The sequence below is a fragment of the Nocardia sp. CA-129566 genome, from assembly GCF_050956075.1.
Lineage (GTDB): Bacteria > Actinomycetota > Actinomycetes > Mycobacteriales > Mycobacteriaceae > Nocardia.
The window spans coordinates 346,630-357,811 of the sequence record NZ_CP192085.1; the positions used below are offsets into that span (position 1 = coordinate 346,630).

At 66.6% G+C, this 11,182-nt stretch carries 10 protein-coding genes; 5 read left to right on the forward strand and 5 right to left on the reverse strand.

From position 1 onward, the window contains the following. The first annotated feature begins 40 nt into the window (after window positions 1–40). Complete coding sequence (locus ACQP0C_RS01560; protein ID WP_433729853.1) at window positions 41–1,390, forward strand: molybdopterin-dependent oxidoreductase; 1,350 nt, start codon at window positions 41–43, stop codon at window positions 1,388–1,390. Further along, window positions 1,387–1,851: a hypothetical protein gene (locus ACQP0C_RS01565; RefSeq protein ID WP_433729855.1), complete on the forward strand. Its 465-nt coding sequence runs from the start codon at window positions 1,387–1,389 to the stop codon at window positions 1,849–1,851. Before ACQP0C_RS01560 ends, ACQP0C_RS01565 begins: the two co-directional genes overlap by 4 nt. Window positions 1,852–2,049: 198 nt before the next feature. Here the strand turns inward: ACQP0C_RS01565 and ACQP0C_RS01570 are convergent, their stop codons facing one another. Continuing rightward, on the reverse strand, window positions 2,050–2,778 hold the full coding sequence (locus ACQP0C_RS01570) for a maleylpyruvate isomerase family mycothiol-dependent enzyme (protein WP_433729857.1): 729 nt from the start codon (window positions 2,776–2,778) through the stop codon (window positions 2,050–2,052). 55 nt (window positions 2,779–2,833) lie between these two features. Beyond that, window positions 2,834–3,226, reverse strand: coding sequence for a RidA family protein (locus ACQP0C_RS01575; RefSeq protein ID WP_433729859.1), 393 nt, complete (start codon window positions 3,224–3,226; stop codon window positions 2,834–2,836). A gap of 71 nt (window positions 3,227–3,297) precedes the next feature. On the opposite strand from ACQP0C_RS01575, the gene ACQP0C_RS01580 reads away from it, so the two are divergent. Further along, entirely contained in the window at window positions 3,298–4,866 is a 1,569-nt protein-coding gene (locus ACQP0C_RS01580; protein WP_433729861.1) for an esterase-like activity of phytase family protein, read from the forward strand. Here the strand turns inward: ACQP0C_RS01580 and ACQP0C_RS01585 are convergent. The 3 genes from ACQP0C_RS01585 to ACQP0C_RS01595 all read right to left on the reverse strand — a co-directional run bounded on the left by ACQP0C_RS01585 (window position 4,863) and on the right by ACQP0C_RS01595 (window position 7,429). Next, entirely contained in the window at window positions 4,863–5,573 is a 711-nt protein-coding gene (locus ACQP0C_RS01585) for a DUF998 domain-containing protein (protein WP_433729863.1), read from the reverse strand. The two genes, ACQP0C_RS01580 and ACQP0C_RS01585, sit on opposite strands and share 4 nt — an antisense overlap. A gap of 283 nt (window positions 5,574–5,856) precedes the next feature. Then, on the reverse strand, window positions 5,857–6,282 hold the full coding sequence (locus ACQP0C_RS01590) for a very short patch repair endonuclease (RefSeq protein ID WP_433729865.1): 426 nt from the start codon (window positions 6,280–6,282) through the stop codon (window positions 5,857–5,859). A gap of 13 nt (window positions 6,283–6,295) precedes the next feature. Next, complete coding sequence (locus tag ACQP0C_RS01595) at window positions 6,296–7,429, reverse strand: DNA cytosine methyltransferase (protein ID WP_433734829.1); 1,134 nt, start codon at window positions 7,427–7,429, stop codon at window positions 6,296–6,298. 311 nt (window positions 7,430–7,740) lie between these two features. Here ACQP0C_RS01595 and ACQP0C_RS01600 point away from each other — a divergent pair, with 311 nt between their 5' ends. Together ACQP0C_RS01600 and fadD32 are read left to right on the forward strand one after the other, a co-directional pair. Beyond that, complete coding sequence (locus ACQP0C_RS01600) at window positions 7,741–8,991, forward strand: KasA/KasB family beta-ketoacyl-ACP synthase (protein ID WP_433729867.1); 1,251 nt, start codon at window positions 7,741–7,743, stop codon at window positions 8,989–8,991. A gap of 106 nt (window positions 8,992–9,097) precedes the next feature. Further along, the gene (gene fadD32 / locus ACQP0C_RS01605) at window positions 9,098–11,008 is read left to right on the forward strand and encodes a long-chain-fatty-acid--AMP ligase FadD32 (RefSeq protein ID WP_433729869.1); all 1,911 of its coding nucleotides are present in this window, start codon (window positions 9,098–9,100) and stop codon (window positions 11,006–11,008) included. Window positions 11,009–11,182: the final 174 nt, after the last annotated feature.

Here is an 11,182-nt window from a genome sequence, read left to right on the forward strand (position 1 = left end):
CGCGAACGTTGGTACTGCGACCGGCGCTGGAGGACCGGCGATGCGCCCGACATCCGCACGTGGACCTGAGGTCGCGAGTCGCGTCGGCATCGCCCTTGGCACCGCGATCCTGGTCTGCTTCGTGACCGGTCTATCGAGTCACTGGATCCAGCATCCGCCGAGCTGGTTCTGGTGGCCCGCCCATCCCGTCTGGCTGTACCGGGTCACCCAGGGCACCCATGTCATCGCGGGTGTCGCCGCCATTCCCCTGCTGCTGGTGAAGCTGTGGGCGGTGTACCCCAGGCTGTTCCGGCGTCCGATCATCGGTTCGCCCTTGCGAATGCTCGAACGCGGTTCCATCGCCCTGCTCGTCGGCGCGACGATCTTCCAACTGTCGACCGGACTGCTCAATATCGCCCAGTACTACCCCTGGAAATTCTTCTTTCCCACGGCGCATTACGCCATGGCCTATGTCGCCGTCGGGGCGCTCGCGGTGCATTTGGCGGTCAAACTGCCCGTTATCCGCGACGCACTGCAACGCCCGCTCACCGACCCCGATGTCGAATCCTCTACTGAGTGCACCGAATCCGTGGAAGCGCTAGCAAAAACCGGGATTCAGCAGCAGGCAGTGACCAGGACCGAGACTCGATCGCAGGTTGGATCACCGGCCGAAGTCGAATGCTTCGGCCGACCGAGCACCCAGACGAAAACCGGGGCAACGTCCGAGACCGGGGCCGAGTTCGCCAGATCTCCTGCCGAATCCAGTGCCCGAGCGGACACGGGGACGCCACCGCAGGCGCGGCCGGAGACCGGACCCCATATCTCGCGGCGCGCGGTGCTGACCGGCGCGAGTCTTGCCGCCGTTGCCGCGGGCTCGGCCGTCGCCGGACAGACCGTCCCCTTCCTGCGCTGGGCCGCCGTGCTCGCCCCACGCAGTGGGCATGGACCGCAAGGGGTTCCGGTCAATCGATCGGCCGCGGCGGCGGGCGTCGGTGACCGGGCCCGCGATGCCGGATACCGCCTGACGGTGACGGTGGGCGATCGGCAGCGCCAGTTCACCCGAGATGAACTGCTTTCCCTGCCGCAGACCCGGGCCAGCCTGCCGATCGCCTGTGTCGAGGGCTGGAGTGCGGGTGCCGACTGGTCCGGCGTTCGCCTGCTGGACCTGCTCGCCGCGGTCGGGAACTATCCCGGCGGCGATGTGCGATTCCGCTCCCTGGAGCAGACCGGCATCTACGGCAGTTCCGTTCTCCCGCAACGTCATGTCGTCGACGCGAGCACCTTGGTCGCCCTGACCATCAACGGCGAAACCCTGGACCTCGATCATGGCTACCCCTGCCGCCTCATCGCCCCCAACCGGCCCGGCGTGCTGCAAACCAAATGGCTGTCCGACATCGAGGTCCTGTCATGACGGCGGTCCGCATCCTGCTGCTCGTCGTCGGCGTCTGGCTCGGCTGGTACGGCATCAGCGGCCTATTCGACCTGCCGCCAACCGATCTCGCCTCCGTCGCGATCTGGTTCGCGGGCGGCATCCTGCTCCACGACGCGGTCTTCGCCCCGGTCTGCGCGGCTTTCGGACTGACCGCCCGCCGCCTCCTTCCACCTACCTGGTGGGCGGTCACCGCCTGTGGCGCCATCTGCTCGGTGGCCCTCGTCCTGGTCGCTCTACCGGTGCTCGACCGGAGCAATGCCATGTCGAGTAATCCGACCGTGCTGGACCGCGACTACCCCCTCGGGCTGACGGTCGCCCTGCTCCTCGTGTGGTCGCTGGTCCTCACTGCCCACGCCGTGGCGAACCGGTCCGGCCGACGGCATGCCCGCATCCAGAGGAGGGGCCTTCGGACTGCGCGAGCGACGAAGACCGGACCGTAGGCGGTGCGCTCTGGTTGCGCGGCAGGGCGAAGAGCGATGGATCGCAGTGGAGTCGACTCCGTCGCAGGAAGGCGCTACCGCAAGCTCGCTTCCAGGACGGCAGAATCGGGACCGCCCGACGAGCCGAGCGAGCACGGCACAGCCGATCCGGTGATGGTGTTGTCGGGAGTGCCGCCGCCGACGCGCGAGCGCCCAGGCTCATTTCCAAGAGGGAAGTACCGGGAGCGCTCCACTCAGATCCGCTCCTTCGGAACGCCCGAGGAGCCAGGCGAGCACACCGGAGGCGGAGCCCGTGATCGTATGATCAGGGGACCCCGTGCCGATGGTGGCCGTGAAATCGGTATCGGTGGTGTGCACTTCGAATGCGGGTGCCGGGTCGGGTGCCGCGGCAATGGCTTTGGTCAGATCCGCGGTGGCCCGCGGCAGCAGACGGGCGATGAATTCGCTGGGCCAGTCGGCAGGTCGGTAAGCGGCGGCCAGATCGACATGGTGGATCTCCACCTCCTGCAGCCGCATCCAGATGACCTCGGTCGCCGGAATGGGCCTGCCCTGCCGAGTGCGCACGGTCGCCGTCCAGGCCTGTGCAGGCGTGGTCTGGGCCAGCGCGAGCCAGCGGTTCGCCGCGGCTTCGTTATCGGCCAGCTGCTCGGCGAGCGGTCGCGGCGCACCCGCTTCGATATCCGCGTCCCGAAGGAACATGCTTGCGTATTGGGGAGTTTCGATTCCGGTGCGCGCCCACAGCAACAGATTGACCAGACTGTCGGCATTGCGCGCCAGATGCGCCAGCAGATGTCCCCGGCTCCAACCCGGCAGCAGCGAGGGCACGCTCACATCGTCGTCGAGACCACGAACGGTTTCGAACAGCCGTGCCGTGGCCTCGGCAACGGTCTCGAGCTGAACCGTGGTCTCCGCAGCATCGCTGGTCACCCGTCCGACCCTAGCGAGTCACCACCGGCCCCGCCCGAGAAACCGCATCACGGCGCTATTCGCCGACGATCGCGTCCGCCTCGATTTCCACCAGCAGCGCGGGCGTGATCAGCGCCTTGATCTCGTACATCGACGCGGCCGGACGGATATCGCCGAATACTTCCGCGTGTGCCTTGGCGACCTTGGGCCACCGCGAGATATCGGTGACGAAGATCCGGGTCCGAACGACATCGGCCAGACTCGCACCGGCATCGGTGAGTGCGGATGCGATGCGGCGCAGGGTTTCCCTGGTCTGTTCGCCGATATCGGCGCCGCCGACCGCATCGCCGCCGGGCAGCGAGGCGGTGGTGCCGCTGACGGCGACCGTATTGCCGACACGGACCGCCCGCGAGTAGCCGACGATATCCTCGAACTCCGAACCCGAAGCGATATTCACGCGATCAGCCATGGCGACAGCATGACATCAACTGGTCATTCGGCCGTAGGGCTTTTGTCGGATGTAGGAGGTAGGCAGACACGGTGAAAGCGCACACCCGTATTACCGCTGTCGCCGTCCTCTGCATCGGCGTGCTGGCCGCAGGCTGCTCGTCCTCGGACGGTAAGGCCGATTTCACCGTGGCCAAAGATCAGCCGCTGGTGATCTCCCTAGACGATCTGCTGGCCGCCACGGGTGGCAGCGCCGCCGTGACGATCGCCGATCCGGAACACGGCACGCTGACCCGCCGCCTCGACGGCGCGCTGGTCTACCAGCCGAAGCCCGGCTACACCGGCACCGACGAGTTGAAGGTCGGCACCACCGACGCGGTTCGCCTGTACACCACCGATATCGCGCCGCTCGGCGAATTCGGCGGCACCACCGTGCAGGCCAGCGGCTATGGTTCGGCGTGGACGCCGGTGCCCGGCGCGCGGGGCGAGTTCTACGGCCTCACCGACCGCGGCCCCAATGTGGACGGTCCCGGCAAGAACGAGAAGCTCACGCCGACACCGGGCTTCGTGCCCAAGATCGGCCGGTTCAAACTGGTCGGCAATCGCGCGGTGCTGCAGTCGACGATCGAGTTGCACACCGCCAACGGCACCCCGTTCAACGGTCAGGTGGATATCGCGGCCAGCACCGGCGAGACCATCAAGGATCTCGCCGGAAATGTGCTGCCACCCACCGACCACGGCCTCGACCCCGAGGGGCTGGTCGCCCTGCCCGACGGCACCTTCTGGGTTTCCGACGAATACGGTCCGTTCCTGGTGCATTTCGACGCCAAGGGCGCCGAGCTCGAGCGCCTCGGTCCGGGATCCGGGCTGCCCAAGGAGCTTTCGCTGCGCACCCCGAACCAGGGTATGGAGGGTCTGACCATCACCCCGGACGGCCGCACGCTCGTCGGTGTGGTGCAGAGCGGTCTGAAAACCCCCGATCTGGACGGTTCGGCCAAGGATGTGCCGATGACCCGCATCGTGACCGTCGACCTGTTGACCAAGGCGGTCAAGGAATTCGTGCTCGCGTTGCAGGATCCGAAGAGCACCAAGGTCGCCGACTCCGAGATCACCGCGCTCAGCGCCACCACCTTCCTGGTCGACGAGCGCGACGGCAACCTGCCCCCGAAGGCCGACAAGAAACTGTGGACCGTCGATATCTCCGGCGCCACCGATGTCGGCCCGGAGTCGAAGGTCGCGGGCGCGCACTACGATCCGGAACGCGGCGGGCTCCAGATCGACGGCAAGCCACTGGAGACCTTGGTCGGCACCGTCTCGACGAACGACGGCGTCGCGGCATTGCGGAAGGCGGGGATCACGCCCGTCGCCAAGACCGCGAACCTCGACTTCGTCGGGCTGATCACCGGTCTGAACGCGGACGGCAAGTTCTACGGTCACGACAAGATCGAGGGCGTCGCCACCCTGGACGGCGGTAAGACCCTCTACATCGCCAATGACAGCGATTTCGGCCTCGCCGCCAGCAAGGGCGAGCAGCCGCCCTTCGGCCTGAAGCCCAAAACGCTGCCCAACGGTCTGCAGGACTCCGGCGAAATCCTCGAGATCGACACCACCAAACTGCCCGCGAAGGTCGACTCACACACCGTCAGGATCAAGGTCGGCTAACCGGGATCACCTTCGATCCATTCGCGGCCTTCCAGAATCACCGCCGCCGCCAACGTGATCAGCCACAGCGACATCGATCCGACCTGGATCCGCTGGGCGATCCCGAGCGCGTAATTGCCGGTCAGGTTGTCGGCGACCAGCATCCATATGGTCGCCGCCGACCCGATCACCAGCACCACCAGCCCGGCCTCGCGCAGTATTCGCCAGCGGTGATAGCGGAACGCGGCCAGGCTGAACGCGAAGGTCGCGACGGCGATGGCGGTAACCGCGATGGTGCTGGTCAGCGCGTGCGGCTGATGTAACTGCGGGAACAGTTCGCTGCCACCGCCGCCGCATTCGGCGTTGTCCTCCGGGGTGCAATCACGCAGCGGCAGCAGTACGTCGCCGATGGTCGCGGCGCCGAAGCAGAACAGCGCGACCCAGCCGATGGTGGTGAATCTGCGGCGCGGAAACAACAGCAGCCCGGCGATCGCCGCCGGCATCAGCAGCACACCGACGATCTTGTCGGCGGTGGCGAATACCTCGCGGTGGGGTTTGCCCTCGGCATCGAGCTCACTGAGGAACGAGTTCACCGGATCGACATCGATCTTCAGTACGAACTCGAGCAACCAGGACGAATAGCAGAGTCCGCCGATTGCGATCGCCGCCGCGATGAGCCCGCAGGCCACCAGGACGTGTCGTTCGGCGATCCTCCGGCGATCAATCACTGGACCATTCTCCGCCTCCTCGCTGGTCCGGTGTTCAACAGTAGGTCAGTGTGTCCTAACCGACAGCTCTTTCGCACACCTCATTACCAACTCGAGTACAGGGTTCTGCCAGGTTCGTCCGCGATGCTGGGTAGATCCAAGGAGGTTCCTATGATCGGATTCGCAACGGCCATCGCCGGGTTCATGGTGCTGGCGGTCATGGCGGTGTCGGGCTACCTGGCCGCGCACGCGCCGCGCACGCTGGTTCGGGTGCGGCCCCGCCGCTAGCGACGGCTTGCCGGTATCAGTTGGCTCGCTCGGCCACAGCGGCTTGGACCCGGTCCGCCGCCGCGGCCGCGTCCTCGTGTTCCCATATCCGCACCACCTGCCACCCCGCCGCGGCCAGCGCCGCATCGGTGGCCCGGTCACGCGCGACATTGCCGCTCAACTTGTCCGCCCACCACTGCGAGTTGTTCTTCGGATAGGTCGCGTGCTGCGGACAGCGATGCCAGAAACACCCGTCGACGTAGACCGCGACCCGGAGCCGGGGGAATACCAGATCCGCGCGCCGTCGCTGCCCGCGCAGTGGCGCGCGGTCGACGAAATAGCGCAGTCCGCGCCGGTGCAGTTCCCGGCGTAACGCGAGTTCGGGTCCGGTTCCGGCGCGCCGCTGGCGGGCCATTCGCGCACTCGTCGCGGCATCGGTCGGCGGACGCCGATTCGTGGTCATGACGGGTCGAACCTCATGCCGCCCAGCCGCCCATGCGATCGAGATGACTCTCCACATCGGCCAGAAATCCGGGTGGGAACCGTAGATTGCCCATTCCGGTGCGGCGCAGGAATCCGGCGGTGGCGCGGGCGGAGAGCAGCCGCGTGTCGGTGAGGAAGTGGTGCAGATCCTCATACGGCTCGTGCACCGGCCAGGTCGAGACCGGTACCCGGTAGGCGGCGCCCGCCCGGCCCCACGCGGCGACCGGCCACGGCCGTCCCGCCGGCAGCGGCTCATCGCCCGGAATCGGCTCGCCCGGTGCGGCTAGCCGGGCACCGACCCAGGACGCCATCCGCACACTCACCGCATTGCCGATCAGCTTCCACCGGTGTCCGTGCCGGATCCCCGGCACGGAGGTCGCCGGTTCGGTCCAGTCGGGGGCGAAGCCCTGCAGCCGCTCACCGTCCACGATGCCCGGCGTGACGATCTCGCCCGAGGGCAACCGCACCGCGGGCGGGCTTGCGATGCCCAGCGCCGAACCGCCCTTGAGCGTCGGGATCGCGTTCACCGCCCAGCCGAGTCCGCGCACGCCCTCGGTCCAGTAGAAGCCGCACGGATCCTGTTCCGGGTCACCGAGATCGAGCGATCCGGCGTCGTCACCGAACAGCACCCGGCGCGGATCCTCGGTGCGCGAGGCCAGCATCAGCACCCGCTGGCGGCGCTGTGGCAGCCCGAACGCCCGCGCGTCGACCACCCGGTACGCCCAGGTGTAGCCGAGTTCCTCCAGCGCGCCGGTGATATGCCGCATGGCCGCACCGCGCCCCAGCTGCAGCATGAACGGCACATTCTCGATGAGCAGCCAGCGCGGCCCGCGCTGGCGGCGCACCAGCCGGAACACCTCGTCCACGAGTCCGGAGCGTTTTCCGGTGATGCCAGCGGTGCGCCCGGCCTGGGATAGGTCCTGGCACGGAAATCCGGCGGCGACCAGTTCGGTACCCGCGGGCAGGGCGCGCAGCCGAGTGATGTCGGCGTGCAACGGAATTCCGGGAAAGCGCGCCGCGAGCACCGCCTGCGCACCGGGATCGATCTCGCAGAGCAGCTCGGTATGCCAGCCATGGTTGCCGAGGCCGAGCTCCAGCCCGCCGATACCGGCGAACAGCCCGACCATCCGCCCGCCCGTCACAGTCTTCCCTTCTCACGGTTGCTCGCGGATCGCTCGGAACCACCAGCGCTGCGTCTCCGGTGAGCAGGTTACTCGAGCGGTCATCGCCACGACCTGGCGACGGCCACGGTAGTGTGTCGTGCACTCGATCCGATCGGTTGCCCCGGTAATGCTCACGGTCGAATCGCGTATGCAGGGCCGTTCGACGGCAGCAGGCATTCTTCGAGCTTCCGCTTCTGCTGACCCCTTCCGGCGCTCCAGCGTCGACGCGCAGTTCCCGGTTTATCCCAAAGTGTGACGCCAGGAAAGTGAGCGAAATGCAGATTCCGTCTACCAAGAACGGGAACTATCCCGACGTGGTCGTGACCAGTCTGGCGGCGACCACCTCGATCGCCGGTGATGTCGACTCCACCTGGAAGGGGTTGCTCAATGGCGAGAGCGGCATCGATGCGCTCGAGGACAGCTTCATCGCGCAGTTCGAACTACCCGTGCGCATCGGCGGACACCTGAAGGTCGAGCCGTCGCAAAACCTCACCCGGCAGGAGGCGCAGCACCTGTCCTACGTGGAACAGATGGCGCTGATGCTGGCGCGTGAGGTCTGGCGCAATGCGGGCAGTCCGGAGGTGGACAGGAACCGGCTCGGGGTGGCCATCGGCACCGGACTCGGCGGCGGCGAATACATCACCGACGCGCGGGACCGGCTGCACAACGGCGGCTACCGCAAGGTGTCGCCGCTGACGGTGCAGCGCATCATGCCGAACGGTTCGGCCGCCTGCGTCGGCATGGAACTCGGTGCGCGCGCGGGCGTGGTCACCCCGGTCTCGGCCTGCTCGTCGGGTTCGGAGGCGATCGCCAATGCCTGGCAGATGATCGTCATGGGCGACGCCGACATGGTGGTCACCGGCGGTGTCGAGGGCTCCATTCAGGCGCTGCCGATCGCGGCGTTCACCATGATGCGCGCGATGAGCACCCGCAACGAGGACCCGAGGGCTGCCTCGCGACCGTTCGACAAGGACCGCGATGGATTCGTCTTCGGCGAGGCGGGCGCGATGATGGTCATCGAGACCGAGGAGCACGCCAAGGCGCGCGGCGCGACCATTCACGCGCGCTTGCTGGGCGCCGGAATCACCTCTGACGCTTTCCATCTGGTCGCACCCGATATCGATGGCAGGGGTGCCGCCCGGGCGATGACCAAGGCCATGCAGAAGGCCGGAATCTCCAAACGCGATGTCACCCATGTCAACGCGCACGCGACCGCTACCCCGATCGGCGATACCGCCGAGGCGCAGGCCATCAATGCCGCCGTCGGCGACCACGCATCGGTCTACGCGCCGAAATCCGCACTCGGCCATTCGATCGGCGCGGTCGGGGCGCTCGAATCGGTGCTAACGGTGCTCACCCTGCGCGACAGCATCGTTCCGCCGACGCTGAATCTGGACAACCAGGACCCGGAAATCGATCTCGACGTGGTCAAGGGGCAGGCCCGATCCGGCCGAATCGATTACGCCCTCAACAACTCGTTCGGTTTCGGCGGGCATAACGTCGCGATTGCCTTCGGACGGTATTGAGCAGCGCGGGTCGGCGCACCTGCTAGCCTTCCCGACGCTTCGTTGTCGACCTGTGTTCGGTGTAATCGCATGGCCTGAGTGCCTGCGTTGACAAAAGGATAAGGCGATGATCGACGAGACCTTCGACGACTATTTGGACGATCAGGGCAATATCAAGATCCGCGGCGACAAGACGCTGATCGACTTCGTCGACAAGCACAGCGCGGAGAACGGCGACGGACTCGCCTACCGCTATATCGACTACTCGCGGGAACGCGATGGCGAGTACGTCGATCTCACCTGGCACGAATTCGGCATTCGTTTGCGTGCCGTCGCGGCCCGGCTGCAGCAGGTGACGCGGCCGGGCGATCGGGTGGCCATTCTCGCCCCGCAGGGGCTGGACTACGTCGTCTCGATCTTCGCGGCGGTCTACGCGGGCAATATCGCCGTTCCGCTGTTCGATCCGGAGGAGCAGGGCCATACCGATCGACTGCGCGCGGTGCTCGGTGACTGCACGCCGGCGGCCATTCTGACCGTCGGCTCGGCCGCGAAGGGCGTGCGGAACTTCTTCCGGCATCTCCCGGCGGCAAAGCGGCCGCGCATCATCGCCGTCGACGCCATTCCGGATAGTGTCGGATCGAGCTGGGTGCGGCCGGAGGTCAATATCGATAGTGTCGCTTACCTGCAGTACACCTCGGGATCGACGCGGACACCGGCCGGTGTCGAGATCACCCACCGCGCGGTCGGCACCAATCTCTTGCAAATGATCGATGCCATTGGTGTACAAGAGAATTCACGCGGTGTCACCTGGCTGCCGCTATTTCACGATATGGGTCTGCTGTCGGTGATCCTGCCGACCATCGGCGGTGGATTCATCACCATCATGTCGCCGAGTGCGTTCGTACGGCGTCCCTATCGCTGGATCAGGGAATTGGCCGCCGCCTCCGATGGCGCCGGAACCTTCGCCGCCGCACCGAATTTCGCATACGAGCATGCCGCCGCCCGCGGTAAGCCGAAACCCGGTGAGGAACTCGACCTTTCGAATGTGATCGGGTTGATCAACGGCAGTGAGCCGGTGTCGGTGTCGTCGATGCAGAAGTTCAATGAGGCGTTCGCGCCGTACGGTCTGCCCGCGACCGCGCTGAAGCCCTGCTACGGCATGGCGGAGGCGACGCTGTTCGTCTCGGCGACCAAGGCCGAGGATCAGGCCAAGGTCGTCTATGTCGATCGCCATGAGCTCAACGCGGGCCGCATGGTCGAAGTGCCCAAGGGCACCGAGAATTCGATCGCGCAGGTGTCGTGCGGCTTTGTCGCGTTATCGCAGTGGGCGGTGATCGTCGATCCGGAGACCGGTATCGAGCGCGATAACGGTGCGGTCGGCGAGATCTGGCTGCACGGCGACAATATGGGCATCGGGTATTGGGGTCGGCCTGAGGAGACCGCGGCGACCTTTCAGAACATCCTCGCCCGGCGACTGCCGCAGGGCAGTCACGCGCAGGGCACCGATCCGGACGCCCAGTGGATGCGCACCGGCGATTTCGGCGTCTACCTCGATGGTGAGCTGTACATCACCGGCCGCGTGAAGGATCTGGTGATCGTCGACGGACGCAACCACTATCCGCAGGATCTGGAATCCTCGGCCCAGGAAGCCAGCACCTCGCTGCGGCCCGGATTCGTCGCGGCGTTCTCGGTGCCCGCGAATCAGTTGCCCCCGTTGGTCTTCGAACAGGGCAGTCGTTCGGGGCTCACCTTCGATGCCGATGACACCTCGGAGCAGTTGGTCATCGTGGCCGAGCGCGGCACCGGTGCGGCGAAACTGGATCCGGAGCCGATCGTGGATATCGTGCGCGGGGCCATCGCGCAGCGCCACGGCGTGACCGTGCGCGATATCCTGCTGGTCCCGGCCGGTTCGATTCCGCGCACCTCCAGCGGCAAGATCGCCCGACGGGCCTGCCGCGCCGCGTACTTGGAGGGCACGCTGCGTGGGGGTTATCAGCAGCAGGACTTCCCCGACGCGATGGAGCACGCGAGCGTCTGAGCGTGGTGACTTCCGTTCGTGCAATCGAAGTAGCGAATATCGGCGCCCGGTATCCGGGCGCCGATGTCGTCTGCGGGTGGTGCTGATCGGGGGTTGCCGGGGGTCTTGACCTCGAGGTTACTCGAGGTTGTTGGCTGTTGGCGTGGCGGAAAATCGGTTGGCCGATCCCGGGAC

Coding starts and splice junctions, on each gene's coding strand:
- ACQP0C_RS01560 (WP_433729853.1), top strand. CDS start 41: ATGCGCCCGACATCCGCACGTGGACCTGAGGTCGCGAGTCGCGTCGGC.
- ACQP0C_RS01565 (WP_433729855.1), top strand. CDS start 1,387: ATGACGGCGGTCCGCATCCTGCTGCTCGTCGTCGGCGTCTGGCTCGGC.
- ACQP0C_RS01575 (WP_433729859.1), bottom strand. CDS start 3,226: ATGGCTGATCGCGTGAATATCGCTTCGGGTTCGGAGTTCGAGGATATC.
- ACQP0C_RS01590 (WP_433729865.1), bottom strand. CDS start 6,282: ATGACCACGAATCGGCGTCCGCCGACCGATGCCGCGACGAGTGCGCGA.
- ACQP0C_RS01595 (WP_433734829.1), bottom strand. CDS start 7,429: ATGGTCGGGCTGTTCGCCGGTATCGGCGGGCTGGAGCTCGGCCTCGGC.
- ACQP0C_RS01600 (WP_433729867.1), top strand. CDS start 7,741: ATGCAGATTCCGTCTACCAAGAACGGGAACTATCCCGACGTGGTCGTG.
- fadD32 (WP_433729869.1), top strand. CDS start 9,098: ATGATCGACGAGACCTTCGACGACTATTTGGACGATCAGGGCAATATC.